Consider the following 26881-nt stretch of genomic DNA (forward strand, 5'->3'; position numbering starts at 1 on the left):
CTTCTCATGGACATTCTTCAAGCAGATCATGATGCGCTTCTTGTCATCATGTCAGGGGTGGTCGCGCTGGTTGCGGGCTTTACCGGGCTGTCTTTGACACGGGACCTGTCACGCAAGCCGGTTCTCCAAAGGCAGATCTCCATCGCGCTGGCGTCGATCGCGTTGGGCGGTGGCATCTGGTCGATGCATTTCGTGGCGATGTTGGGTTTGGAACTGCCTGTCCTCTTTTATTACGATGCGGCAATCACCTTGGTGTCTGCGCTGACTGCGATCCTGATCGTGGGGGCCGCGCTGCTTTTGCTGCATTTCGTGAAGCGTACGGCGCTTGTCATCACCGCAGCCGGAGGGCTTGTCGGTGTCGGTATCCTTGGGATGCACTACATCGGCATGGCCGGCTTGCAGCTTTGTCGCCCGATCTACACGCCGTTTGGGATCATCTTCTCGTCCGTGGTTGCGATTTGCCTTTGCATCGCGGCGTTCTGGATTGCTTACGGACGACGGCAGAATCGCAACATCGTTCTGGGAACGATCTGTTTCGCCGTCGCGGTCGTGTCGGTCCATTTCCTTGCGATGGCGGGGACGAGTTTCGTCGCGGTGCCAAGCCGGAACGAATTTGGGCCGACGATGAGCAACGAGGTCCTCGCCCTTGGGGTGATCCTGTCCAGCTTTGTCCTTTTCGGCACCTTCCTCTGGGTCAGCGTGACTTACCTTGTCGGAGATCAGGGAGACGCCGAGCCGATTGCGCAAACCGAGCCTGCGCCCGCGCCGGATACGCCTGAGCGTGCGCCTCGGGGTCTTCAGGTCCCCTGCGAACGCGATGGCACGCGGGTCTTCATTTCGCCTGCCGACGTCGCTTTGGTGCGGGCCGATGGGCATTACACTCAAATCTATACCGAGCAGGACCGCCTGTTCTGCGTCTGGCCGATCACCGAGGCAGCCAAGCGGCTTGTCCCGGCCGGATTTCTTCAGACTCACCGCAGTTATCTGGTCAATCCTGGCAAGGTCTCGCGCTTCGAACGGGAGAAGGACAAGGGGCGTTGCATCTTCGCGGCCTATGAATTGCCGCCCGCGCCGGTGAGCCGTTCGAAGCTGAAGATCATTCAGGACGCGCTGAGCGCGCAGCCCGGCGCAGTTCATGCAGGCTAAGGCGCATTTCGTGCAAAACGCCTACTATTGATGAGATTTCGCAAGCGGTGGCGTTCCGTCGCATGCATGTTCCCTCCCAGTCAGAACATTCGCTTTTTGGGAGGAGAGCCGATGATTCCAGCGGCATTCGAATATCACCGTCCTCAGGACATGGCCGGGGTCTTGGCCGTGCTCGAGGAGCACGGTGATGACGCGCGTGTCATGGCGGGGGGGCACAGCCTGATCCCCATGATGAAACTGCGCATGGCCGACGTGCCTCACTTGATCGATCTTCAGGATGTCGGCGGTCTGTCCGATATCGAGATCGGCGATGACAGCATCCGTATCGGCGCGATGGTGACCCAAGCGGCCATCATCGACCATGACGGACTCGCTTCGGCGGCACCGATCCTGCGCGAGGCGGCGCTGCAAATCGCCGATCCGCAGGTGCGCTACATGGGCACTGTCGGCGGCAATGTCGCCAACGGCGATCCCGGCAACGATATGCCCGGTCTGATGCAGTGTCTTGACGCGGTGTTCACTGTCGTTGGCCCGGATGGGGAACGCGACATCCCGGCGCGCGACTTCTACGAGGCGGCGTACATGACCGCGCGGGAAGATGACGAGGTTCTGACGCGCGTTACCATCCCACTTCCGAAGGGCGGTTACGCTTACGAAAAGCAGAAACGCAAGATCGGGGACTACGCCACCGCTGCCGCTGCCGTTCAGATCGTGAAGGAGGGGGGCACCTGTGCCTCTGCCGCCATTGCGATGACGAACCTGAGCGACACGCCGGTCTTCTCCGAGACGGCCGGTGCCGCTCTGGTCGGAACATCGGTGGACGATGCCGCGCTAAAGGCCGCCGTCGCGGCGATGTTGGACGATATCGACCCGACCGAGGACAACCGTGGACCGATTGCGTTCAAGAAACACGTGGCTGGCGTGATCCTGCGCCGCGCCATCGAGCGCGCCTGGTCGCGCGCGTAAGGGAGGGATCACATGTCAAACAAGATGCACATCAAGCTCAAGGTGAATGGCAAGGACGAGGAATTCCTCGCCGAACCGCGTGAGTTGCTGATCTACACGCTGCGCGAGCGGCTCAACATCACCGGGCCGCATATCGGGTGCGAGACCTCGCATTGCGGCGCCTGCACCGTGACCATCGACGGCAAGTCGGTCAAAGCCTGCACGATGTTCGTAGCCCAGGCCAGCGGCAAGGACATCACGACCATCGAAGGTCTCGGTGGGCCGGACGACCTGCACCCGCTGCAAACGGCGTTCAAGGAACACCACGGGCTGCAATGCGGCTACTGCACGCCGGGCATGATCACCCGTGCGGCCAAGCTGCTGGAAGAGAACCCGAACCCGACCGAAGACGAAATCCGTTTCGGCATGGCCGGCAACATCTGCCGCTGCACCGGGTATCAGAACATCATCAAATCGATCCAGGCCGCTGCGGCCGAGATGAATGCATCCAAGGAGGCCGCGGAATGAAGGACGAAGTCACACGTGAAGACCGCGTCGCCAACCTCAAGGGGATGGGCTGTTCGCGCAAGCGCGTCGAGGACGCGCGGTTCACCCAGGGCAAGGGCAATTACGTCGACGACATCAAGCTCGACGGGATGCTGTTCGGCGACTTTGTTCGTTCGCCCTACGCCCATGCGCGGATCAAGAGCATCGACACCTCCGCAGCGCTTGAAGTGCCGGGCGTTCTTGCGGTCCTGACCGCCGATGATCTGCGTCCGCTCGGCCTGCATTGGATGCCGACGCTGGCCGGTGACAAGCAAATGGTGCTCGCCGATGGCAAGGTTCTGTTCCAGGGACAGGAAGTGGCCTTCGTCGTGGCTGAAGACCGCTATGCCGCCGCCGATGGCATCGAACTGGTCGAAGTGGACTACGAAGAGCTGCCCGTCATCGTCGATCCGTTCGAGTCGCTGAAATCCGACGTGGTCCTGCGCGAGGATCTCGTGGCCGAAGACGGCTCCATCCCGGCAGGGGCGCACGGTCCCCGCAAGCACCACAACCATATCTTCACGTGGGAAGCCGGCGACAAGGACACCACCGATGAGGTGATCGCAAATGCCGAAGTCGTCGCCGAAGAGTCGATGTACTATCATCGCACCCATCCGTGTCCGCTGGAAACCTGCGGCTGTGTGGCGTCGATGGACAAGGTCAACGGCAAACTGACGCTTTGGGGCACGTTCCAGGCACCGCATGCGATCCGCACGGTGGTGTCCTTGATCTCGGGTATCGAGGAACACAACATCCGTGTGATTTCGCCCGATATCGGCGGTGGGTTCGGCAACAAGGTGGGCGCTTATCCGGGCTATGTCTGCTCGGTCGTCGCCTCCATCGTGACGGGCAAGCCGGTCAAATGGATCGAAGACCGGATGGATAACCTCATGACCACGGCCTTCGCCCGCGACTACTGGATGAAGGGTCAGATCAGCGCCACCAAGGAGGGCAAGATCACCGGCCTGAAGTGTCATGTCACGGCCGACCACGGCGGCTTCGACGCCTGCGCCGACCCGACGAAATTCCCGGCCGGGTTCATGAACATCTGCACCGGGTCCTACGACATCCCGACCGCGCATCTCGAGGTCGATGGGGTCTACACCAACAAGGCACCGGGCGGGGTCAGCTATCGTTGCTCCTTCCGCGTGACCGAGGCGGTGTACTTCATCGAACGCATGATCGAAGTGCTTGCGATCAAGCTGAACATGGACGCGGCTGAGCTGCGGAGGATCAATTTCATCCGCAAAGAGCAGTTCCCCTACACTGCCGCATTGGGTTGGGAGTATGACAGCGGTGATTACCACACTGCCTGGGACAAGGCGCTGAAAGCCGTCGACTATGACGGGCTGCGGGCCGAACAGGCCCAACGGGTCGAGGATTTCAAGGCTGGCAAAACCCGCAAGCTCATGGGCATCGGTCTCAGCTTCTTTACGGAGATCGTGGGCGCCGGGCCGGTGAAGAACTGCGACATCCTCGGGTTGGGCATGTTCGACAGCTGCGAGATCCGTATTCACCCAACGGGGTCGGCGATTGCACGGCTTGGCACGATCTCGCAGGGGCAGGGCCACGCCACGACCTTCGCGCAGATCCTCGCCTCGGAAATCGGCCTGCCCGCTGATAGCATCACCATCGAGGAAGGCGACACCGATACCGCGCCTTATGGTCTTGGTACCTACGGATCACGGTCCACGCCTGTGGCTGGGGCAGCCACGGCGATGGCCGGTCGCAAAATCCGCGCGAAAGCACAGATGATCGCGGCCTACCTGCTCGAAGTGCACGACAATGACGTGGAATTCGACGTGGATCGCTTCGTGGTCAAAGGCGCGCCGGAGAAGTTCAAGACCATGAAGGAGATCGCCTTCGCGGCCTACAACCAGGCCATACCGGGCATCGAGCCAGGTCTGGAGGCCGTGAGCTACTACGATCCGCCGAACATGACCTATCCCTTCGGGGCCTATGTCTGCGTGATGGACATTGACGTCGATACCGGCGTTCCGGAAATCCGCCGCTTCTATGCGCTGGACGATTGCGGTACGCGGATCAACCCGATGATCATCGAAGGGCAGGTTCATGGCGGCCTGACCGAGGCGCTGGCCGTGGCTTTGGGACAGGAAATTGCCTACGACGACATGGGCAACGTCAAGACCGGCACTCTGATGGACTTCTTCCTGCCGACCGCGTGGGAAGTGCCAAATTACGAGACCGACTTCACCGTCACACCCAGTCCGCATCACCCGATCGGGGCCAAGGGCGTGGGCGAAAGTCCGCATGTCGGCGGTGTGCCATGTTTCTCGAACGCGGTGCAGGATGCGTTCCGCCCGTTCGGCAACACGCACACCAACATGCCGCACGACCACTGGCGGATCTGGCGCACGGCCAACGAGCTTGGCCTGCACGACTAGGTAAAAGCGGCGCGCACCCGGCCGACCCAAGCGTTTGGTCGGGTGCCCGCCCTTGCAGGATTGTGACATGACCTGGACTGACCTTCAGACGGCCCTGGCCGCCGATGGATATGTGGCCTCTGACGATTTGAGTGTCGCGCTGCATCTCGCGCTGACGCTCGGGCGTCCCTTGCTGCTGGAAGGGGCTGCGGGTGTCGGCAAGACGCAATTGGCCGCCAGCCTTGCAACCCAGCAGGAGACCAAGCTGATCCGGTTGCAGTGTTACGAGGGCCTGGACGCCGCGCAGGCGATCTACGAATGGAACTACCAGCGACAGCTTTTGACCATCCGTGCGGCGGCAGAGGATGGCGAAACCGGCAAAAGCGTCGAAGACCGGATTTTCTCACGGGATTTTCTGCTGGAGCGGCCTTTGCTGGCTGCCATCACCCAAGACACGCCGCCAGTCTTGTTGATCGACGAGATTGACCGGGCGGACGAGGAATTCGAAGCGTATCTTCTTGAAATACTCTCGGAGTTCCAGATCACGATACCCGAATTGGGCACCGTCACGGCGACCACCAGACCGATCGTGATCCTGACCTCCAATGGGACGCGCGATCTGTCGGACGCGCTGCGCCGCCGGTGCCTGTATTCCTACGTCGATTATCCCGACAGGCATACCGAATTGGCTATCCTCAAAGCCCGTCACACCGGTATCGAGGCACGTCTCGGAGCGCAGATCGTGGGTTTCGTCCAGAGGCTGCGCGAGGAAGAGCTCGAGAAGGTCCCCGGCGTTGCCGAGATGCTCGATTTCGCGGCGGCTGTCATGGGGCTCGGGATTGCGGATCTGACGTCCGATCCTGCCGCGCTTCAGCACACGCTAAGCACGCTTCTCAAGACACAAGGCGACCGCGCCCAGATCACGCCAGAGGTCGCAGGCCGCATCGCAGGGCGGGCCGCATGACCCGTGTCACCCGATTTGCCGCACGGGACCCCGGGCCAGCGGCGCGGGTTGCGGGTTTCATGGCACATCTGCGCGAGAACGGTCTGCGTCTGGGTGTCTCGGAAACCGAACTGGCCCTGGCAGCTTTGTGCGAGGTAGACGTCGCCCGGCCAGATGCGACCCGCCGGGCGCTGAAGGCCGTTTGCACCGGCTGCAAGGATGAGGCGGATCGTTTCGACGCGCTTTTCGACAGCTACTGGATGGACGCGGGCCGCGTACGGCAGAAAGTCGTGCAAAGCCCGCCGGGAAAAGGCGATGAGAACGTGCATTCGTCGCGCGATGCGCAAGGCGAGGAGACCGGGGGCGCGGGCACATCCAGCACGCCTGACGGCGGTGACGGAGAGGCCGAAAGCGACGGCGAAGGGCGTCTGATCGCCACCGAAGTGCGGAATCTGATGCGCAAGGACCTCCGCGATCTGGTGCGCCCCGAGGATATCGCAGAGGCCGAGGCTGTCGCCCAACGTCTGGGTGCCGCGCTGCGCGACCGCCGTTCGCGCCGCCGCATCGCCGCGCGCAAGGGCGACCGGCTGCATTTCCGCAAAACCATCCGCGCCAGCCTCGCAACTGGCGGTGAACCGCTGCGTCTGATGCGCAAGCATCGCCCCGACCGTCCGCGCAAGATCGTTGCCCTCTGTGACGTCTCGGGGTCGATGACTGTCTATGCGCAGGTGTTCCTCGCCTTTCTGGCTGGCCTGATGCGCAGCGACACAACTGCCGACGCGTATCTCTTTCACACCCGCCTCGTGCGTATCACCGAAGCGCTGCGCGATAAGGATACGATGCGCGCCATCGGGCGGATGTCGCTGATGGCGGACGGCTTTGGCGGCGGCTCCGAAATCGGACCCTCCATCGCGCGATTTGCCAAAACCTATGCAAAACGCTTTGTCGACGGGCGCAGCGTCGTGCTGATCCTCTCGGATGGCTATGACACCGCGCCTCCGGCCGTTCTTGACGGCGCCCTGGCGGACCTTCGGAAACGCGGCTGCAAGATCATCTGGCTCAACCCGCTGAAGGGCTGGCGCGATTACGCCCCTGTGGCGGATGGCATGGCGGCGGCCCTGCCGCATCTCGATCTCTTTTGCGCCGCGAACACCCTGGCCGATCTGGCGGCGCTCGATCGCGAGGTGATGACGCTATGACCCCTGCCGAGTTCCTGTCAGACGAATTGGCCGATGTGGCCACCGCGTTGCGCGCGAAGGAAGAAGCCTTTGCCTTTGCCACCATCGTGCGCACAGCGGGTGCGACCGCCGCAAAACCGGGGGCGAAAGCACTGCTCGGCGCGGATGGCACGATCCTGCATGGCTGGCTTGGCGGCGGCTGCACGCGAGGGGCGGTCAAAAAGGCCGCGCTTGCGGCTTTTGCGACCGGGCAACCTCAACTGGTTTCGGTCGCGCCGGAAGAGTTCCTTGCCGAAAAGGGCGTCACCGCAGGTGACGAAGTCGAAGGGGTCCGGTTCGCGCGGAACGGATGTCCGTCGAAGGGCAGTGTCGACATATTCATCGAGCCGTGCCTGCCGATGCCGCAACTGATCGTTCTGGGCGCATCGCCCGTGGCGCGGGCCCTCGCGAACCTGGCCCCGCAATTTCACTGGGCCGTTGTCAGGGATCTGCCGGAAAAACAGCCGCCTGCGCATCAACTCCGTGTCATCGTGGTTGCCACGCAGGGCCAAGGCGACAGCGACGCATTGCAGGGCGCATTGAGTTTGCGCGCGCAGCATGTCGCCTTCGTCGGTAGCGCGCGCAAGTTCGAGACCTTGGCTGCAAGGCTGATCGAAAATGGCATTGCCCCTGATCGGGTCAACGCGGTCAAGGCTCCCGCCGGGCTGAAGCTCGGCGCTGTCACGCCCGAGGAAATTGCGCTGTCGATCCTCGCGGACCTCATTCAGGTGCGCCGTGCGCAAGCAGGGGTGATCCATGCATAGCAGTCTCGTCTTCGGCAAACGGGGCCGTTCGGCCAAAGCATTGCGCCTTTTTGGACAGCACATGCCGCCAGCGCTCACGTAGAGGAACACGTCACATGAAAAAGCTTATCACGATGATCGGCAGCCTTCGTAAAAAATTGGCTCTGACACCTGAACAGGCCGATCAGATCAGATTCCCTTGTTGCTAGGAAAAGGACGACTCGCATGGAACTTTCAGACGAAATCATCATCAACGCGCCGAAAGAGCAGGTCTACGCAGCCCTCAACGATCCGGACGTGCTGCGGCAATGTATTCCGGGGTGCGAAGAATTGGTCAAACACTCCGACACCGAGCTCGAGGCGAAGGTTGTGCTGAAAGTCGGGCCGGTCAAAGCAAAGTTCAGCGGCGACGTGCAACTCGATACCGCCGGGGCGCCGGACGCGTTTTCGCTGACCGGTCAAGGCAACGGTGGGGCGGCCGGACATGCCAAGGGCGGGGCCGACGTGACATTGACGGCTGACGGAGACCGGACAATCCTGCGCTACGACGCGAAGGCCGAGATCGGCGGCAAACTCGCGCAGTTGGGAAGCCGTTTGATCCAGAGCACGGCCAAAAAGCTCGCCGCAAAATTCTTCAAGTCTTTCGCGGAGGTCGTGAACGAGAAGACACCAGCGTGATCTGCTGAGAGACACAGTCTGCGGGTCCGACCGCAATCAGCTTTCACGCGGGCCGTTGTAATCCACGTCCGCCACGTGCTCCATCCAGTCGGCCGTCTTGCCATCGACGGCCGTTTGCACCGCGAGATGGGTCATCGCGCAATCCGGTGAGGCGCCGTGCCAATGTCGCTCGCCCGGCTCGAACCAGACCGTGTCACCCGGTCGTAGAACCCTGACGGGTTTACCCTCGGACCCGGCCAACCCAAAGCCCGACACGACGTGAAGCGTTTGTCCGGCAGGGTGGGTATGCCAGGCGGTCCGCGCACCGGGCTCGAATGTCACCGACAGGATCTTGACCGGAGAGGGATCGTCAGCCGACACAATCGGATCGAACCGAACCGTGCCGGTGAAATAGTCACTGTTCGGGGCTTGCGACGGCCGGTCCCCAGCGCGGTGGATCTTCATGGCGAACTCCTTTGTGTTGACCTGCAAGGGTCATAGCAGAATTCCGGCTGCAAACCCATACGACGGAAAGACCGTAAGGGTTTGCAGGACGATGATCTTTGGCGGTTAAACCGGTGTGGTTGAAGCTGTCCTTTTCAGAAGCGGTCAAGAGGCGCGCGAATACCGCACACCCTCGGGCACATGCTGGTCCAACACAGACGCGATGATCCGGGTCAGAGGTCGACCGTCTTGCGCTATGTCCAAACGCGTGTCGTCAAGCGTTGCGTAGGGTGCGAAACGGTTGGCCATCTCGGCCAGCGCGGGGGCCAGCGCATAGGCGGCGGGGCCGAATTCGGCGCCGAGATCGTGCAGGTCGAGGGTGAAGTCGCACATCAGCCGTTCGATCGCGCGGGCGCGCAATTGGTCCTCGCCCATCATGTGATAGCCGCGCGCGCCGGGGAATTCGCCGGCCGTAATCCGCTGGATATACGCAGCGGTCGCGGGAGCGTTCTGCACGTAGCCTTCTGGAAAGCGCGAGATTGACGACGCGCCCAGCCCGATCAGGGTCTGGCAGGTGTCGGCGGTGTAGCCCTGAAAGTTCCGGCGCAGGTGGCCGTTGGACTGCGCCTCGGCAAGGTCGTCGCCGGGGCGGGCGAAATGGTCGATGCCGATGGCGGTCAGGCCTGCATCCACGAACCGCTCCGCCGCGCGGGTGGCCAGCGTATAGCGCGCCAGATCATCGGGCAATGCCTCCTCGGGGATCAGTTTTTGCCGCTTCGACACCCAGGGCACATGCGCATAGCCAAAAAGCGCGACGCGGTCGGGGGCGAAGGTCAGCACCTTGTCGATGGTATCCTCGATCCGCGCGAGCGTCTGATGCGGCAGGCCGTAGACCAGATCGGTGTTGAGCGAGGTGATGCCCGCCGCACGCAGATCGTCGACGCAGGCGCGCGTCACCTCGAACGGTTGCAGGCGACCGATGGCCTGCTGCACCTCGGGGTCGAAATCCTGAATGCCGATGGAGGCGCGGGTCAGCCCTTCAGCGGCCAGCGCGTCGATCTTGGCGCGGTCAACCATCGTCGGGTCGATCTCGACCGAGAATTCGTATTGCTCGGCCTCGGGAAAGACAGAGCGGATCGCCTTGGCCAGCCGATGGATCAGCGGCGGCGGCAGGATCGTTGGCGTGCCTCCGCCCCAATGCAGACGGCCCATGCGCAGGCCGGAGGGCAGGGTCCGGCGCAGCAATTCAAGCTCCGCTTCGAGCGTGCCGATATAGCTTTCGACCGGGCCGAGCGTCTGCGTGCCTTGCGTGTGGCAGGCGCAGAACCAGCAAAGCCGTTCGCAAAAGGGGATGTGGATGTAGACGGAAACCGGGTCCGCCGGATCGAGCCCTTCCAGCGCCGCTTTCTGAAACGCGCCGCCGGTCTGCGGCGAGAAGACCGCCGCAGTGGGATAGGATGTATAGCGCGGCACGCGCGCATCGAAGAGGCCAAGCGCCTTGAGGGTGTCTATATGTTCCATGACCCCCATATGCGCGGGTTTGGAAAAGCTGACTTTGCAGTAGATCAAATTCAGCAACAAAAAATGTACCCGGCTGTCAGGTTTCCTCTTGAGGGACGTGCCGGGTAGCAGCTTTCTCCTGATAGCGCCTAATGTGCTCGGCGGATTTTGGCTCCATCGCCATGGCGAAACGCGGCTTTTGCGGCGGGATCGGACAATCCTTGCGCCAAAGCGTCCGGTTCTGTTAGGCCTGAGTCGTGCACACGGTGTCGCGTTCAGGAGTGTCGGTTCATCGACAACGGGCAACCGAGCGATCGTGTGCAGGTGTCGCGCGGACTTCAACCGATGCGCGCGATGAGGGAGCAACGCGAATCCCTTGGTGCGTTGGCTTTTTGTTAAGTTTGACAAGCACTTGAATCGAACGAGATGAGCGCCACGCTGATGCGGCTTGGTCTTTGCAGATCGATTCCGATGCGGTCGGGGTGCCTCTTGTCAGCCGTTTCTGAATGACCTCGGGTCAGAAGGCAGATCTTAAATGTTTCTATTTGCGCTAGATCAAACTTGGCGCGCTTGAGACCGAATAAAGAAGGCGTCATGCGAACCGTCGTCTCAACTTTTCTTCTGGCATGTCTGTCACTGTCGCTCGTCTTTTCGGGCCCGGCAGCGCGTGCCATGGCGATGCCTGACACGACGATGGTGGAGCTGTGTCTCGATGGTGAGGTGCAAACGGTGCGGCTTGGGCGGAATGGTCAGCCGGTCACGCCAACGGACGATTGCGACCGCTCCCATGCCTGCTGCATCATGGCTGGAGTCCTGTCCGTGGCGGCCGTAGCCCCCGACATGACGACCCCGCTTCTCGAACAGGCGGCTTCGGTCATCGCAACTGGAGTGTTAATCCCTCGAATTGAATACCTTTCTGCCGATCAGCGCGGCCCTCCGGCAGCGCAGCGTGGGCAGATTGACCAAACGGAAATCCGCTCATGATCTTTCTTCGCTCCCTTCTCAGGGTATCGCTTTTGTGCCTCGCGACGCTGCTCTTCACGCAGTCGGTGCAGGCGCAGTCCGAACTGTCCCGGCTCCTGCCCGATATCGCCGCCGGAGACGTGGTCGAAGGGGCGACAGGCTTTGGGCGCGTTCACGACGATCTGCCGGTCGTACAGGTGCTTCGCGACCAAGAGCAGATCGGCTGGGCCTTCATCACGTCGGATTTCGTTTCGACAACGGGCTATTCCGGCAAACCGATCCATACGATGGTCGCGGTTGATGATGCGGCCCAAGTGATCGGTGTCGAACTTGTCAAACACTATGAACCGATCGTTCTGATCGGGATACCGGATGCCAAGGTCAAGGCGCTGGTGGCGAACTATCGTGGTCTTGATCTGGTGGCCGAGGCCGAATCCGGCGGGACGGCGCATGAGCTCGACATTATTTCGGGCGCGACCGTGACGATCATGGTGATCGACGACTCAATCATCCGCGCCGGCCTGAAGGTCGCGCGGCAGCTGGGGCTTGGCGGGCTCGCCGTGGAGGTCGAAACCGGACCGCAGTTCGAGATCGACCCCGACGCCATCGCTGCCGACGACTGGATGACGCTGGAAGGCGACGGCACGCTGCGGCGGTTGTCGCTGGATGTGGGGCAGGTCAACGCCGCCTTCGCCGCGATGGACGATCCCCGCGCCGACGACCGCGCGCTGACCGAAGCGCCGGAAACCACTTTCATAGAGATGCAGGCCACCCTGATCTCGCACCCCGCGATTGCGAAGGCGATCCTGGGCGATGCGCGCGCCGACAACCTTCAATCGTGGCTGGACGAGGGCGATCACGCGGTCGCGATCTTTGGCCGTGGGCTTTATTCCTTCAAAGGCTCCGGCTACGTGCGCGGCGGGATTTTCGACCGGATCGTTCTCATTCAGGACGATATCTCGGTGCGCTTCCGTGACCGGATGCACCAGCGCATCAACGGCATCGACGCCGAGGGCGCGCCCCAGTTCAACGAGGCGGACCTGTTCAAGATCCCCGCAGACAGCGGCTTCGATCCGACCGAACCGTTCCGCATCCAGCTTCTGGTGCAGCGCGAGGTGGGTGCGATCGAAAAAATCTTCACCACCTTCGATCTGGGCTACCGTCTGCCGGATCAATACCTGCGGTCCGTCGCGCCAGCCCCCACGCCCGAGGTTCCGGCGGCCGTGACCACTGTCACCACGCAATCCGAAGATCAGGCGCATCAGGCTCTCTGGAAACGCATCTGGGCTGACAAGACTACGGAAATCGCCGTGGTTGGCGGGATGCTCGCGCTGCTGACGCTGGTGTTTTTCTTTCAGGGCATCGCCACCCGCAACGAGCGCGTTTTCTTCTGGTTCCGTATGACGTTCCTGACGGTCGTCCTCGTCTATCTTGGTTGGTACGCGAATGCGCAGCTGTCCGTCGTGAACCTTATCGCGTTTTTCAACTCGTTGACCTCGGGCTTCAGTTGGCAGGCGTTCCTGCTCGACCCGCTGACCTTCATCCTGTGGTTCTCGGTCGCCGCAGCACTTCTGTTCTGGGGGCGCGGGGCCTATTGCGGTTGGCTGTGCCCGTTCGGCGCCTTGCAGGAATTGCTCAACCAGATCGCGCGTGCGCTGCGGATCCCGCAATGGACGCTGCCCTGGGGCCTTAACGAACGGCTCTGGCCGGTGAAATACATGATCTTCCTCGGGCTGTTTGGCGTTTCGCTGATGAGCATCGAACAGGCGGAACGGCTGGCCGAAGTGGAGCCGTTCAAGACCGCGATCATCCTGAACTTCGTGCGCGCCTGGCCCTTTGTCGCCTACGCCGCCGCACTGTTGATCGCAGGTCTCTTCGTCGAACGGTTCTTCTGCCGTTACCTCTGCCCGCTAGGCGCGGCGCTGGCGATCCCGGCGCGGTTGCGCATGTTCGACTGGCTCAAGCGCTATCACGAGTGCGGCAACCCGTGTCAGACCTGCGCGCACCAATGCCCGGTTCAGGCGATCCACCCCACGGGTGAGATCAATCCGAACGAATGCATCAACTGCCTGCACTGCCAGGTGCTGTACCAGTCCACAACCCAATGCCCGGTCGTCATCAAGAAGATCAAGCGGCGCGCCAAGGTCGGGGCCGCTCCCGATCTGAGCCGCGACATCTCCGGGCATCCGAACCAACCCAAGACTCACCCTGCAACCTGAAAGGATATTTTATGTCTGAGGGAAAGAAACTGCCAATCACACGCCGGGGCCTTCTGGGCGCCACGGCCGGGGGCGCGGCACTTGCCGGAGCGTTCGGCTCTCGCGCGATGCTGACGGGAACCGCCGCGGTAGGCGCGGCCACCGTTGCCGGCACGACAAGCGCACGCGCCGCGACCGGTGCCGAAGTGGCCCCCGGTCAGCTTGACGAATATTACGGCTTCTGGTCCTCGGGCCAGTGCGGTGAGATGCGCATTCTGGGAATCCCGTCGATGCGTGAATTGATGCGCGTGCCGGTGTTCAACATCTGCTCGGCCACCGGCTGGGGCATCACCAACGAATCCAAGAAAATCTTGACCGAGGGCCTGACCGAAAAGACTAAGGCCTATCTGGCTGCCAACGGTCATGAATTCCCGCCCAACGGCGATTTGCACCACCCGCATATGTCCTTCACCGAAGGCACCTATGACGGGCGCTATCTGTTCATGAACGACAAGGCCAACACCCGCGTCGCCCGCGTGCGCTGCGACGTGATGAAATGCGACAAGATCATCGAGATTCCCAACGCCAAGGCGATCCACGGCCTGCGTCCGCAAAAATGGCCGCGCACCAACTACGTATTCGCCAACGGCGAGGACGAAGTGCCGATGGTCAATGACGGGCAGATCCTCGATGAGCCCGACAAGTACGTAAACTTCTACACCGCCATCAATGCCGACGAAATGACGGTCGCATGGCAAGTGATGGTGACGGGCAACCTCGACAACACCGATTGCGACTACGACGGCAAATACGCCTTCTCAACATCGTACAACTCGGAAATGGGGATGACCCTGCCCGAGATGACCGAGAAGGACATGGACCACGTCGTTGTCTTCAACATTGCCGAGATCGAGAAAGGCATCGAGGCGGGGGATTACCAGGAACTGAACGGCGTCAAGGTTCTGGACGGACGCAAGGGGCAGAACAACAAGTACACCCGCTACATCCCGATCCCGAACAACCCGCACGGCATCAACATGGCGCCGGACAAGGTTCACCTCTGCGTTGCGGGCAAGCTGTCGCCGACCGTGTCCGTGATCGACGTGCGCAAGCTCGACGCGGTGTTCAACGAAGACGCGGATCCGCGCAGCGTCGTGGTGGCCGAACCGGAACTGGGGCTTGGGCCGCTTCACACATGCTACGATGGCAAGGGCAACGCCTATACGACGCTCTTCCTCGACAGCCAGGTGGTGAAGTGGAACATCGAGAAGGCGATTGAACTGTATAACGGTGCAGACGTGGATCCGATCATCGTCAAGAAGGACGTGCATTACCAGCCGGGCCACAACTCGACCGTGATGGGCGAAACGCTTGACGCGACCGACAAGTACTACCTGACGATGAACAAGTTTTCCAAAGACCGGTTCCTCAATGTCGGGCCGCTCAAGCCGGAAAACGAACAGTTGTTCGCAATCGACGGGGACGACCTGACGCTGATCCACGACGGCCCGACCTTCGCCGAGCCGCACGACTCGATCATCGTCGATCCGTCCAAGGTCAGCCCGAAATCGGTCTGGGATCGGAATGATCCGATGTGGCAGGACGCCCGCAATCAGGCCGAGGCCGACGGTGTCGATCTCGACGATTGGCAGGACACGGTGATCCGCGAAGGCAACAAGGTGCGTGTCTATATGTCGAGCCAGGCGCCGAACTTCTCACTCGAGTCGTTCACGGTTCAGCAGGGGGATGAAGTGACCGTCTATGTCACCAACCTCGATGACATCGACGACCTGACCCACGGCTTCACCCTTGGCAACCACGGTCTCGCGATGGAAGTCGGGCCACAGGCAACCTCGTCTGTGACCTTCACCGCGGCGCAGCCGGGTGTTTACTGGTATTACTGCCAGTGGTTCTGCCACGCGCTCCACATGGAGATGCGCGGCCGGATGTTCGTCGAACCGCGGGCGAGCTGAGCCATGATGCGTGCCCTGACCCTTGTGCTGACGTTGCTTGTCGCGCTGCCCCTTTGGGCGGCCGAGATCGCCGTGCCGGCGGGGCAGGGCACGCTTGCCAAAGCCATCGCCGGGGCCCAACCCGGCGATGTGCTGATGCTTTCCGAAGGACGCTACGAAGGTGCCATCACCATCGACCGACCCTTGACCCTGACCGGCCCCGAAGGCGCGGTGATTGACGGCATGGGGCAGGGCACGGTCGTGACCATCGACGCACCGGATGTCACAGTGAGCGGCCTTACCGTGACCGGATCGGGCATGGACAGCGAGGCGCTCGATGCGGGGGTGAAGATCCTCAAGGGCGCGGATCGCGCCGTGGTCGCGGACAACCGGGTGATCGGCAACCTGCACGGCGTGGATGTGCATGGCGGACACGACGCGCAGGTGCTGCGCAACACCATCGAGGGCACGCGGCAGGCCCGGGTCAATGACCGGGGCAACGGCATCTATGTCTGGAACTCTCCCGGCACGCTGGTCGAGGGCAATTCGGTGCGCTGGGGCCGCGATGGCATCTTTTCCAATGCGTCGCGCACCGGCATCTATCGCAACAACCTTTTCCGCGACCTGCGCTTTGCCGTGCATTACATGTATACCAACGATTCCGAAGTGTCGGGCAACGTGTCCATCGGCAACGGGTTGGGCTACGCGATCATGTTTTCGAACAACATCATCGTGAAGGACAACCTGAGCCTGTCCGACATCAGCCACGGCGTGATGCTGAACTACGCTAACAATGCCGAGGTGTCGGGCAACCTCGTGCGCGGCGGCGCGAACCGCTGCACCTTCATCTACAACGCGCACAAGAACCTGATCTACAACAACCGCTTCGAGGGCTGCGAGATTGGCATCCATTTCACCGCCGGGTCCGAACGCAACGTACTGACCGGCAATGCCTTTATCGGCAACCGCGAGCAGGTGAAATATGTCGGCACTCGCGATATCGAATGGAGTTTCGAGGGGCGCGGCAATTACTGGTCTGATCACCCCGGCTTCGATCTGGGCGGCGACGGCATCGCCGACAGCCCGTTCCGGCCCAACGACCTGATGGACCATATCCTCTGGTCGCAACCCGCCGCGCGCCTGCTGACCGGCGCACCCGCTGTGCAACTGATCCGCTGGGCGCAATCGAGCTTTCCGGCGACGCTGCCCGGCGGTGTCGTGGACAGCGCGCCCCTGATGACCGCACCGCAGATCGCGGTGCCCGAAGATTACGCCGCGATGGAGGCCGAAGCCGCCACGCGCCGCGATGAAAGCGATATGAATGACATCGACGTTAACGATCTCTCGTCTCACTAAGAGCTTCGGCGGGGTGCATGCCCTGACCGATGTGTCGCTGACCGTCACCCCCGGCGAACGGGTGGCGCTGCTGGGCCATAACGGTGCCGGCAAGTCGACGCTGATGAAGATCATCCTCGGTCTGATTTCGCCCGACAGTGGCGAGATCTCGGTCTGCGGCGCGACGCCCGGCGATGCGGAGGCGCGCGAGCGCGTGGCCTATCTGCCCGAGAACGCCGCCTTCCATTCCGCACTGACCGGGCTGGAACAGATCACCTTCTACATGCGCCTGCGCGGCGTCGATCTGAAAGGCGCGCGCGACCTGCTGGGCCGGGTCGGTCTGGGCGATGCCGCGACGCGCCGGCTCGGCACCTATTCCAAGGGGATGCGGCAGCGCGTCGGACTTGCGCAGGCGCTGATCGGACATCCGCGCCTTCTGGTGCTCGATGAGCCGACCAGCGGGCTCGACCCGGTGTCACGGCGCGATTTCTACGAACTGCTCGACGGGCTTGCCGCCGAAGGGGCCGCCATCCTGCTGTCGAGCCATGCGCTGACGGAAGTGGAGGCGCGCACCGACCGGTTGCTGATCCTGTCGGGCGGCCGCATGGTGGCCGAAGGCTCGCTCTCCGATCTGCGCAGCGAGGCGGCGCTGCCGGTGGCGCTGCATGTGACAGCGATCAACGGCTACGCGTCCGAATTGATGGAAGCGTTCCCAAATGCGATCCAGACCAAGGAAGGCCTGCACCTGACCTGCGCGCAGGATGACAAGCTGGCCACTCTGGCGCGGATTTCCGAGATGCGCGGCAAGGTCGCCGATCTGGAGGTAATCCCGCCCAGCCTCGAAGACATCTACAGCCATTTCAGCCGGAGGGACGGCCAATGATCGCGCGCATCCTCGCCACCGCCCGGATCGAGGCGAACATCGCCCGGCGCAACCGCTGGGTGCTGATCGCGGTGCTGCTGATGGTGGTGTTCTCGCTCGTCCTCTCCGCCGCAGGCTCCGCTCCGACCGGCGCGCTGGGGGCGGACCGTCTGTCGGTGGTGGTCGCCTCGCTCACCTCGCTCTCGGTCTATCTGGTGCCGCTGGTGGCGCTGCTCATGTCCTTCGACGCCATCGCCGGAGAGGTCGAGCGCGGCACGCTGCCGCTCCTGCTGACCTATCCGGTGGCCCGGTGGGAGGTGCTGGCGGGCAAGCTGCTGGCGCATGTGGCGATCCTGATCGTGGCGCTTGTCGCCGGCTATGGATCGGCCGCCCTGATCGCCATCCTGAACGATGCGGAGGCGGTCGCCGGTCTGGGCGCGCTCTGGCGGCTGACATGGACCTCGGTGCTGCTCGGCGCGACCTTCCTCGGCATCGGCTACGCGGTCTCGGCCTTGTCACGGCGTGCATCGGGGGCGGCGGGGCTGGCCATCGGCGTCTGGCTCGGGCTTGTCGTGCTTTACGATCTGGGGCTGCTGGCGGCGGTCGTCGCCGACGATGGCGGGTTCTTCACCACGCAGGTCTTTCCTGCCGCCCTTCTGGCCAATCCCGCCGACGCCTTCCGCCTGTTCAACCTGAGCGCCGCCGAGGCCAGCGCCGCCGCCTCGGGCGTGGCGGGTGCGGCGGGCGCGATCCCGCAATGGCAATCCTTGGGCTCGGTGGTGATCTGGCCCTTCCTCGCGCTGGCCCTAGCCGCGCTGACCTTCAGAAAGGTGGACGCATGAAACGCCTCTCGCTTGTCCTGTTCTGTCTGGCTCTGGCTGCCTGCAAGGAAGAGGTGGCGCAGGATGTCACCCCGGTTGCGCTCAGCCCCGATGCGGTCGGGCATTACTGCCAGATGACCCTGCTGGAACATGACGGGCCCAAGGCGCAGGCACACCTGGCCGGATTGCCCGGCGCGCCGCTTTTCTTCAGCCAGGTGCGCGACGTGGTGGCCTATCTGCGGATGCCCGAACAAAGCCACGAGGTCGTCGCCGTCTGGGTCAACGACATGGGAGCCGACGGCGCAAGCTGGGACGCCCCCGGTGCGCAGAACTGGATCGACGCGCAGGACGCGCTTTTCGTTGTCGGCGCGGATGTTGTCGGCGGCATGGGCGCGCCCGAACTGGTGCCCTTCTCCGACCCCGACGCGGCGCAGGGCTTTGCCGCGACCAATGGCGGCGCGGTGATGACGCTCGACGAGATCCCCGACGCGGCGGTGCTGGCGCCGGTGGATCTGGTTCACGACACTGACGACAGCGTGTTTCAGGACCGCCTCCGCGCGCTGTCCGACAAGATGGGAGACTGAGATGACAACGATATCCCGACGCCGGATGCTGACCATCCTCGCCGCCGCGACCGCCTTTCCCGCCTCGGCGATGGCGCGCGCGGAAGTGCACACGTGGCAGGGCAGGGCGCTTGGCGCGCGCGCGACGCTGCGGCTGGCCCATCCCGACGCCGCGGCCATCTCGGCCCGCGTCGCGTCCGAGATCGACCGGCTGGAGAATGTGTTCAGTCTCTTCCGCCCCGAAAGCGCGCTGGCGCGGCTCAATCGGGACGGCATGCTCACCGCGCCGCCGTTCGAGCTTCTGGAATGCCTGTCGCTGGCGGGGCGCGTTCATGCGGCAACCGAAGGCCGGTTCGACCCGACAGTTCAGCCGCTCTGGCGGGCCTATGCAGACGCCGCCATCGCCGGACATGCGCCGAAGGACGCAGACCTCAGCCGCGCCCGCGCGCTGATCGGGTGGGACGGCGTGCAGGTCGCGCCCGACCGGATCACGCTGCGGCCCGGCATGGCGCTGACACTAAATGGCATCGCGCAGGGCGTCATCGCGGATCGCATCGCAGATCTGCTGGCGGGTGAAGGGCTCGACAACGTGCTGATCGATACCGGCGAATTCCGTGCCTTGGGCGGTGCTCCCGACGGCGACGCTTGGCCCGTGCGTCTTGCTGCCGGGGGAGAGGTGCCTCTCAAGGCCCGCGCCTTGGCCACGTCGGCACCGCGCGGTACGACCTTCGGCGAGGGAAACAGCGGGGAAAGCCATATCCTCGATCCCAAGAGCGGCACGCCGATCGCCGCCATGTGGTCCGAAATTTCCGTGTCGGCGCAATCCGCAGGTTTGGCCGATGCTCTTTCGACTGCCGCCTGCCTCATCCCGACCGGATCCGAGATCGTGAGTTGTTTGCAGAAATTCAGGGAGTGTCGTTTGGAAAAAATCTCCTGAAGTCTTGTGCAGGACGACCAGAGCCAACGGGTTTACGGTATTCGATGACGGTTGGCGCCCCCGACGTAGTCCCAGAGAGCAAACAAATTTCCTCATCTCACAATCGGCAGATACTTGACCTCCGAACGTGCATGAAATACCTCCCAAGGCGTTGAGCGGGCGTTGTGTAATGGTAAGACCTCAGCCTTCCAAGCTGATGATACGGGTTCGATTCCCGTCGCCCGCTCCAAATTCCGCGAAATGATCCGTGAGACACGTTCCTGCCGCGGTTTTTGTCGCGTCAAAACGGCCTGCCGCCTTGGTTCGGCTTGACCCGCCCTGCATCGCCACGGTTTAAGCAGTGCCAATCAGAACGTAAGGTACTCATGGCGGACACTCAGACCATTCCACCGACGAAAAACGAAGAACGTCAGAAGTCCAAGAAGATCGGCTCGCTTCGGGCGCTATGGCCGTTCATCATGCCGTATCGCAAGTTGATGATGGCGGCGTTGTTCGCGTTGACCGCGACTGCAATGATCTCGTTGATCCTGCCGCTGGCGGTGCGCCGCGTGGTGGACAATTTCAACACGGAAGACGATGCGCTTCTGAACCAGTATTTCGCCGCCGCGCTTGGCATTGCCGCCTTGCTCGCCATCGGTACGGCGCTGCGCTATGCGCTTGTGACCCGGCTGGGCGAACGGGTGGTCGCGGACATCCGCAAAGCGGTGTTCGACCGGGTTATCGGGTTGAGCCCGAGCTTCTTCGAAAAGGTGATGACGGGCGAGGTTCTCAGCCGGATCACCACGGATACCACACTCATCCTGAGCGTCATCGGATCGTCCATTTCCATCGCGCTCCGAAACGTCCTGATTTTCTTCGGTGGCATGATTCTCATGCTGTTCACCTCGGCCAAGCTGACCGGGATGGTGCTTTTGATCGTCCCGGCTGTCGTGGTGCCGATCCTCGTGCTCGGGCGAAAGATGCGCGTGCTGAGCCGCGAGAACCAGGACTGGATCGCGGCCTCATCGGGTAGCGCGTCGGAATCGCTCTTGTCGGTGCAGACGGTGCAGGCGTTCACGCATGAGACCATTTCCCGACGTGCGTTTTCCGATGTCACCGAAAAGAGCTTCGATGCAGCGCGACGGCGGATCTGGACGCGGGCGCAGATGACGGCGATCGTGATATTCCTCGTCTTCACCGGCATCGTGGGGGTGCTCTGGATCGGCGCGACGGATGTGCGCGAAGGCAGCATGACGGCAGGGGCGCTTGTGCAGTTCGTGATCTACGCCGTGATGGTGGCGGGCTCTGTCGCGGCGTTGTCCGAGATTTTCGGCGAATTGCAGCGCGCGGCCGGTGCGACCGAACGTCTTGTGGAACTGCTGCATGCCGAAGACACGGTAAACGACCCTGACAACCCGGTCACCCTGCCCGTACCGGTGCGGGGCGAGATCACCTTCGAAGATGTCCATTTCGCCTATCCGGCCCGACCGGGCGTCGCCGCTTTGGACGGCGTGAACCTGCGGATCGAACCCGGCGAAACGGTTGCCGTGGTCGGCCCGAGCGGCGCGGGCAAGACGACAATCATCCAATTGATCCAGCGCTTCTACGACCCGGATTCCGGCGCCGTGTGCATCGACGGCATGCGGATCGACGCGTTGAACCGGGATGCCTTCCGCAAGCATATCGCCTTGGTGCCGCAGGACCCGGTGATCTTTGCCGACACGGCGCGCGAAAACATCCGTTTCGGCCGCCCCGATGCGTCCGATGCCGAAATCGAAGCCGCTGCCAAGGCTGCCGCCGCGCATGACTTCATCATGGCGCTACCCGATGGCTATGACAGCTGGCTCGGCGAGCGTGGGGTGATGTTGTCGGGCGGGCAAAAGCAACGCATCGCGATCGCCCGCGCCATTCTGAGGGACTCTCCGATCCTGCTTCTGGACGAGGCGACCAGCGCGCTGGATGCCGAAAGCGAGCGCGCCGTGCAGAGGGCCGTTGACGAACTCTCTGAGGGCCGCACGACCGTCATCGTCGCGCACCGCCTTGCCACGGTCAAGAAAGCCGACCGCATCATCGTCATGGAGCATGGCCGCATCGTGGCAACCGGGGCGCATGATGCGCTTGTCTCGGAAGACGGTCTCTACGCACGGTTGGCACGGCTCCAATTCACCGACGGTATCGCCGCCGAATAGTCGCCTTTAGCCCTTCCGACACGTCCGATGTCGGTTTTGGCTCTGACAGCGCCAGAGCCGTCGCTCCACATTGTCCCTGAAATCGATGAATGGAGCGGGACATGCAGGTTGGATTTGTGGGGCTGGGCGCGGTGGGTGCCAAATTGGCGGGAACCCTTGCGCGCAACGGCGTCGATCTACAGGTCCACGACCTTGATCCCGCGCGTGTCGATTTGCTTGTTGCCCAAGGCGCGAAAGCCGGCGAGGGACCGGCGCAGTTGATGCGCGACTGTGACGTCGTGATCACGAGCCTTCCCAGCCCGGCAGCGTCGCAAGCCGTTCTGGACCTCCTGCTGCCCGAGATCGGGCCCAGCAAGACCTGGATCGAGATGTCGACCACCGATCCCGAAGCAATCAAGGCTCAGGCGGTCGCCGTTGCCGCACGCAGCGGACGCGCAGCGGATTGTCCGGTCTCAGGCGGGTGTCATCGTGCGGCGACGGGCAACATCTCGATCTTCGCGGGGTGTGATCGCGCCACGTTCGAGGATATTCTCCCGATTCTCACCTTCATGGGACGCCGGGTGCTGCACACAGGCGATGTGGGCAGCGCGTCCGTGCTCAAGGTGATGACAAATTACCTTGCCACCATCCACCTTGCCAGCCTGTGCGAAGCGATGACGACCATGGCAGCACACGGGATCGACCTGGCCACGACTTACGAGGCAATCAAGGCGTCGTCGGGTAATTCATTTGTGCACGAAACCGAAAGCCAGCTGATCCTGTCCGGCAATCGCGACGTGGATTTCACGCTCGATCTGGTCCTCAAGGATATCGGTCTGTTTCAATCCCTGGCGGACGCGAAGCAAGTGCCGCTGGAGCTTTCGCCCAAACTGATCGAGATCGTGAAGGATGGACAGGCACGTTATGGCGACCGGGCGCAATCGGATCGCCTCATCGAACGTCTGGAAGAGGTAACAGGCCTGTCGATCACCGCGCCCGGTTTCCCGACCGAGCTTATTGACGACGAACCCGAGGAGCGCGGGCGCGAGGTCTCCAGACAGCACTCGTATTGAGATCGGGAATGCGCTATCGGCGTCCCTGCGAAACAGGAGAGACGCCATGCATGACGATGATATCCTTGCCGTGGTCGACCCGCGTGGCCCCAGGCGGATCATCGGGATCTCCATGCTTCTCGCGCTGGGGGGCCTGGTTCTTTACCTCGCATTTGTCCAGCCACCCGCCAACCTGCTGTGGCAGGCGTTTCTGATCGGAATGGGGCTGGTCTCCCTGTGGTTCGCCTACCGGATGCAGGAGGCGACGACACGCAAGCTCTTCCTCACAGAAACCGCGCTCACGGACAGCGATGGAGCCGTGCTTGCCCGGGTCGAGGATATCGTCGCGGTGCATCGCGGAGCGTTCGCGATCAAGCCGTCCAATGGATTCACGCTGACATTGAAAAACCCGGCCCCACGAGAGTGGCAGCCGGGTTTGTGGTGGCGCCTCGGGCGCCGGGTTGCTGTGGGCGGGGTGACACCTGGGTCTCAGGCCCGCCCGATGGCCGACATCATCGCAGTGATGATTGCGCGGCGCGAGGGAAAGGCTTAGGCGCTGTTCTTCTTGCCCTTGCCGTTGCCGCCTGTGCTGGAACCATCACAGTTGGTGGCGTTCTCAGCGTTGTTGTTGCAGAGAGAGCCGCCCGGAGCGTCTTGGTCGCCATTCCCCCAACCGTTATTTTCCCACTTCTTCCCTGATCCGTCATTCACACCTTCGAAAATAAGTTGCGGAGCGAAACGCGGGCGGTTGAAAGAATAGGTGCCAATATCGAAGGCTTCGAGACCGGCCAGATCCAGAGCTGGTTGATACCAGTCGCGAGTCTCTACCAAAATCGACTGATCGCCTGGTGCGAGAACCGGCATCTGCGGGGTATAGGCCGTGATGTCGGCTTGCGTGAGCGCAGACCAGTCGCCCCGTGCTTCAGACCAGACCAATTCATACGAACCGGTGTTTCCCGAACCATTACCGTTCTTATTGAATTGAACAACGGTAATGCGCAGGTCAACATTGTCGCCCTGATCCTGCGTCAAGTGAAACAGCAGGTTACGGGCATTGTCGATATAGGCGTCATCGATCATTTCAGTTTCACGCGAGAGCATGTCACCGATCGTGTAGTTGGCTTTCTGGCTAATGGAATGTTGGCGCATCACGTCGAAGTACACCCAACTCGCCGCCAAGATAACCAGCAGGGCCGGCAGAACGATCATCGCTTCAAGCGTGATGTCGCCCTGGTCGTCGCGGGTGAACCGCGACATGAGGTTTTTGATACGAGCGGACATTAGTATGGCTCCTGTACAAAGGCGGCGAAGGAAACGATAGCCGTGTAACCCTGGTCGTCCTTCGGCATGGATTGCGCGAGCGCACCGGCCGGAGTGATCGGCTTGTACTTGAAACAAGCACGCAACATCATCAATTCGTTCGGCTGGCCGGGATCGAACTGACGCAATGGCCGAACTTCATCGGGCTTGTCGACACAGTCGGCGTCGCGCGTCGGCTCGGTCCAGTTGCGCAGGTCAAGCGGGATCATCTCGAGACGCAACATCTTGTCACAATCCGCCAGTAGAATGGCGTTGTCGCAGATCATGGTCTTGAGCGTGTCGTGGCTCAGGTTTTCACCCGTACCAAGACGTACCTCACGAACCGTCAGATCCAATCCACGTTCCAGCTGCGTGTGCCGGATCGAGAGGGCGCCGACTTCGAGTCCCGCAATGATCACAGTGAGGAACAGCGGCAACCAGACTACGAAGGGGAGCAGATAAGTCGCGCCGCTTTCGTCCCGCAGGAAGCTGCGGAGTTTTTTGCTTTGGAACCGCATCATTGTGTCAACCTCAACTGATTAATCGTGCGAGCAATGGACATGAACGCATCGGAAATCTCGATACCCTCGACCGGGAAGTAGTGGGCCGGAGAAGAGGCACAGTCGCGCATCGCTGCTTGACCTTCCTCGGGGGCTTCGAAACCCACGGCAAAGACCGTGATGTCTGCGTTACGTGCTTCAGAGCAGATCGTGGACAACCGAGCGTCTGCCTCGCTACCGCTGACGATGGGCTCGTACGCGTAATAGGCATTGTAGTAGTCGCTGTAGGACACCCAACCATCTTGATACGGCTTGCGGAAGAACTTCTGCCCGAAGGCGCGCGTGCCCCACCGTGCAAAGACCTCGGCATTCGACATACGACGTGCATCGCTGCCACCATCCGGTGAGGTCCTGTAGCGATCGTTCCAGTCGGAATTTTCGAAACGCTCACGGAAGTAGACATCATTGCTCGAACCGCTGTTGTCCCGAACGCGATGTGAGAACCTGTCATTGGTCGGATCATTGTCGCCACGATCGTCAATCCAGATATTCGACATACCGCTCGCGTATTCAGGGGCCAGGTCGTACTGGGTTGTGTTCATCCCGTCCGTCATGACCACAGCGATCTTGAGCGCATCGACTGCGTCATAATCCATAGGTCTACCAGCCGCTTCAGAAACAACCTTGCCATCGGCAATAAGCGCGTTCACGACCGGCCGTGCCGAAGGATCCAGCAACGCAACGCCCCACTTCATCCCGAGATCGATCGCGGTGTTGCCACCGGCACCCAGGCTTTCGATGTGGCTGATCAACTCTGCTTCGTCAGAACTGTGCGCGATGATGGAACCATACTCTCCGACTGGACACCATGAAGCCGGTGTCACGGTCGTGTTTTGGTCCATAGTATATGGGTCGAAATGCGCCAGACGTTGAAGCGTGTCATTCGGCGAAATAGCGCGCGAATAGAAGGCACTGTCCGGGAAGATCGCACAGGCAGATATATCGTGCTCGTCCGACAGGGCGTAGAGTTCTGAGAGGGCTGGTCCCAGATTCACCGTCGCGTTGTAGGGGATGATACTGACTGTTGTCAGTCCGGTATCGTTGGTATCGATGACGGCCTGGACGAACTCGATTGCAGCAGCGCGTAGGTTTTCGATTTTATAGTCCGATCCCATCGAACCGGAAATATCGAGAATGAGTGAGATCTCGATGTTCGAAATACGTTCCTCAGCTTCCGAAGAACCGGCTGCCTGTAGATCGCTGACCCCGAGCAATTTCAGGAAGTTCGTCGGAAAGGTCCGCAGCGCTTCAGCTGATACGGTCCGATAGTTCAGACCTTCATCCACCGAAATTTCGACGGTTGCCAAGGCATCTTCCAACTTCATTTTGGTGAGATAATCCTCGACGAGGGTGGTCGCATCGAGCTGTTGTTCGAGATCAGCCGCGGCGAGAACGGCACGGTCGAGTGTGCCTTGAAGTCGGGCGCGCTCCAATTCGGTATGGATCATGTCGATCCCGATGCCGCCGTAGACCATCATGATGAACGCTCCGAGCATGGCCAGGAACGACATGTTGCCATCGGTTTCCCGGGCGTATCGGTAGATCGAGGTCGCAGCGCTTGAGCGCAGCAACGACTTTTTCCGTTTCCCGACCGGCAGCCTTGGCAGAAGGTTGCTTAATCCGATCATTTGTTACCTCTTTCCCGCCCCTTCAGGACGGACTGACAC

Annotated in this window: 25 protein-coding genes and 1 tRNA gene; 20 read left to right on the top strand and 6 right to left on the bottom strand. The window is 61.9% G+C overall.

Translation table 11 applies throughout. The annotated features are described in order from the left end of the window. Positions 1–6: 6 nt before the first annotated feature. The 8 genes from Q1B16_RS01535 (at position 7) to Q1B16_RS01570 (ending at position 8602) form a co-directional block, all read left to right on the top strand. On the top strand, positions 7–1146 hold the full coding sequence (locus tag Q1B16_RS01535; RefSeq protein ID WP_299784237.1) for an MHYT domain-containing protein: 1140 nt from the start codon (positions 7–9) through the stop codon (positions 1144–1146). Positions 1147–1257: 111 nt separating this feature from the next. Beyond that, positions 1258–2112 carry a xanthine dehydrogenase family protein subunit M gene (locus Q1B16_RS01540; protein WP_299784238.1) on the top strand — a complete coding sequence of 285 codons (855 nt, stop codon included), beginning with the start codon at positions 1258–1260 and terminating at the stop codon, positions 2110–2112. Between the two features lie 12 nt (positions 2113–2124). Beyond that, positions 2125–2619 (top strand): (2Fe-2S)-binding protein, encoded by a 495-nt coding sequence (locus Q1B16_RS01545; protein WP_299784239.1) that lies wholly within the window; start codon positions 2125–2127, stop codon positions 2617–2619. After that, positions 2616–5042: an aerobic carbon-monoxide dehydrogenase large subunit gene (locus Q1B16_RS01550; protein ID WP_299784240.1), complete on the top strand. Its 2427-nt coding sequence runs from the start codon at positions 2616–2618 to the stop codon at positions 5040–5042. The genes Q1B16_RS01545 and Q1B16_RS01550 overlap by 4 nt, the downstream gene beginning before the upstream one ends. Positions 5043–5109: 67 nt before the next feature. Then, positions 5110–5985 (top strand): MoxR family ATPase, encoded by an 876-nt coding sequence (locus tag Q1B16_RS01555; protein WP_299784241.1) that lies wholly within the window; start codon positions 5110–5112, stop codon positions 5983–5985. Continuing rightward, positions 5982–7163 (top strand): VWA domain-containing protein, encoded by a 1182-nt coding sequence (locus Q1B16_RS01560; RefSeq protein WP_299784242.1) that lies wholly within the window; start codon positions 5982–5984, stop codon positions 7161–7163. The genes Q1B16_RS01555 and Q1B16_RS01560 overlap by 4 nt, the downstream gene beginning before the upstream one ends. Then, entirely contained in the window at positions 7160–7945 is a 786-nt protein-coding gene (locus Q1B16_RS01565) for an XdhC family protein (protein WP_299784243.1), read from the top strand. Before Q1B16_RS01560 ends, Q1B16_RS01565 begins: the two co-directional genes overlap by 4 nt. Positions 7946–8149: 204 nt before the next feature. Then, the gene (locus Q1B16_RS01570; protein ID WP_299784245.1) at positions 8150–8602 is read left to right on the top strand and encodes a carbon monoxide dehydrogenase subunit G; all 453 of its coding nucleotides are present in this window, start codon (positions 8150–8152) and stop codon (positions 8600–8602) included. Positions 8603–8638: 36 nt separating this feature from the next. On the opposite strand, the gene Q1B16_RS01575 is transcribed toward Q1B16_RS01570, so the two are convergent. The 3 genes from Q1B16_RS01575 to Q1B16_RS01585 all read right to left on the bottom strand — a co-directional run bounded on the left by Q1B16_RS01575 (position 8639) and on the right by Q1B16_RS01585 (position 11199). Further along, on the bottom strand, positions 8639–9046 hold the full coding sequence (locus Q1B16_RS01575; RefSeq protein WP_299784247.1) for a cupin domain-containing protein: 408 nt from the start codon (positions 9044–9046) through the stop codon (positions 8639–8641). A 144-nt stretch (positions 9047–9190) separates the two neighbouring features. Next, entirely contained in the window at positions 9191–10546 is a 1356-nt protein-coding gene (gene hemN, locus Q1B16_RS01580; protein ID WP_299785958.1) for an oxygen-independent coproporphyrinogen III oxidase, read from the bottom strand. A 374-nt stretch (positions 10547–10920) separates the two neighbouring features. Further along, on the bottom strand, positions 10921–11199 hold the full coding sequence (locus Q1B16_RS01585) for a hypothetical protein (RefSeq protein WP_299784250.1): 279 nt from the start codon (positions 11197–11199) through the stop codon (positions 10921–10923). On the opposite strand from Q1B16_RS01585, the gene Q1B16_RS01590 reads away from it, so the two are divergent. The 12 genes from Q1B16_RS01590 (at position 11198) to Q1B16_RS01645 (ending at position 23908) form a co-directional block, all read left to right on the top strand. Beyond that, positions 11198–11509, top strand: a complete 312-nt coding sequence (locus tag Q1B16_RS01590) for a hypothetical protein (RefSeq protein ID WP_299784252.1) — start codon at positions 11198–11200, stop codon at positions 11507–11509. The two genes, Q1B16_RS01585 and Q1B16_RS01590, sit on opposite strands and share 2 nt — an antisense overlap. After that, positions 11506–13707: a NosR/NirI family protein gene (locus tag Q1B16_RS01595; RefSeq protein WP_299784254.1), complete on the top strand. Its 2202-nt coding sequence runs from the start codon at positions 11506–11508 to the stop codon at positions 13705–13707. Before Q1B16_RS01590 ends, Q1B16_RS01595 begins: the two co-directional genes overlap by 4 nt. 11 nt (positions 13708–13718) lie before the next feature. Continuing rightward, entirely contained in the window at positions 13719–15659 is a 1941-nt protein-coding gene (gene nosZ, locus Q1B16_RS01600) for a TAT-dependent nitrous-oxide reductase (RefSeq protein WP_299784256.1), read from the top strand. Positions 15660–15662: 3 nt separating this feature from the next. Further along, positions 15663–16994 carry a nitrous oxide reductase family maturation protein NosD gene (locus Q1B16_RS01605; RefSeq protein WP_299784257.1) on the top strand — a complete coding sequence of 444 codons (1332 nt, stop codon included), beginning with the start codon at positions 15663–15665 and terminating at the stop codon, positions 16992–16994. Beyond that, on the top strand, positions 16960–17856 hold the full coding sequence (locus tag Q1B16_RS01610; RefSeq protein WP_299784258.1) for an ABC transporter ATP-binding protein: 897 nt from the start codon (positions 16960–16962) through the stop codon (positions 17854–17856). The genes Q1B16_RS01605 and Q1B16_RS01610 overlap by 35 nt, the downstream gene beginning before the upstream one ends. Next, positions 17853–18677, top strand: a complete 825-nt coding sequence (locus Q1B16_RS01615; protein ID WP_299784260.1) for an ABC transporter permease subunit — start codon at positions 17853–17855, stop codon at positions 18675–18677. Before Q1B16_RS01610 ends, Q1B16_RS01615 begins: the two co-directional genes overlap by 4 nt. Continuing rightward, positions 18674–19240 (top strand): nitrous oxide reductase accessory protein NosL, encoded by a 567-nt coding sequence (locus Q1B16_RS01620; protein WP_299784262.1) that lies wholly within the window; start codon positions 18674–18676, stop codon positions 19238–19240. The genes Q1B16_RS01615 and Q1B16_RS01620 overlap by 4 nt, the downstream gene beginning before the upstream one ends. Before the next feature lies 1 nt (position 19241). After that, a complete protein-coding gene (locus Q1B16_RS01625) occupies positions 19242–20156 on the top strand; it encodes an FAD:protein FMN transferase (RefSeq protein ID WP_299784272.1) in 915 nt (304 codons plus the stop codon). Positions 20157–20311: 155 nt separating this feature from the next. After that, positions 20312–20385: transfer RNA gene (locus Q1B16_RS01630), tRNA-Gly, on the top strand. A 136-nt stretch (positions 20386–20521) separates the two neighbouring features. Next, a complete protein-coding gene (locus Q1B16_RS01635) occupies positions 20522–22324 on the top strand; it encodes an ABC transporter transmembrane domain-containing protein (RefSeq protein WP_299784274.1) in 1803 nt (600 codons plus the stop codon). Positions 22325–22425: 101 nt separating this feature from the next. Next, positions 22426–23376, top strand: coding sequence for an NAD(P)-dependent oxidoreductase (locus Q1B16_RS01640; RefSeq protein WP_299784276.1), 951 nt, complete (start codon positions 22426–22428; stop codon positions 23374–23376). 46 nt (positions 23377–23422) lie between these two features. Further along, positions 23423–23908 carry a hypothetical protein gene (locus Q1B16_RS01645; protein ID WP_299784278.1) on the top strand — a complete coding sequence of 162 codons (486 nt, stop codon included), beginning with the start codon at positions 23423–23425 and terminating at the stop codon, positions 23906–23908. On the opposite strand, the gene Q1B16_RS01650 is transcribed toward Q1B16_RS01645, so the two are convergent. The 3 genes from Q1B16_RS01650 to Q1B16_RS01660 are packed head-to-tail and all read right to left on the bottom strand — an operon-like array spanning position 23905 to position 26842. Next, positions 23905–24636, bottom strand: coding sequence for a hypothetical protein (locus Q1B16_RS01650; protein WP_299784280.1), 732 nt, complete (start codon positions 24634–24636; stop codon positions 23905–23907). The two genes, Q1B16_RS01645 and Q1B16_RS01650, sit on opposite strands and share 4 nt — an antisense overlap. After that, positions 24636–25175, bottom strand: coding sequence for a pilus assembly protein (locus Q1B16_RS01655; protein WP_299784282.1), 540 nt, complete (start codon positions 25173–25175; stop codon positions 24636–24638). The genes Q1B16_RS01650 and Q1B16_RS01655 overlap by 1 nt, the downstream gene beginning before the upstream one ends. Beyond that, entirely contained in the window at positions 25172–26842 is a 1671-nt protein-coding gene (locus Q1B16_RS01660) for a TadE/TadG family type IV pilus assembly protein (RefSeq protein ID WP_299784284.1), read from the bottom strand. The genes Q1B16_RS01655 and Q1B16_RS01660 overlap by 4 nt, the downstream gene beginning before the upstream one ends. Between the last annotated feature and the right edge of the window lie 39 nt (positions 26843–26881).

The sequence above is a fragment of the uncultured Marivita sp. genome (genome assembly GCF_947488135.1).
In the GTDB taxonomy this organism is placed as follows: domain Bacteria; phylum Pseudomonadota; class Alphaproteobacteria; order Rhodobacterales; family Rhodobacteraceae; genus Marivita.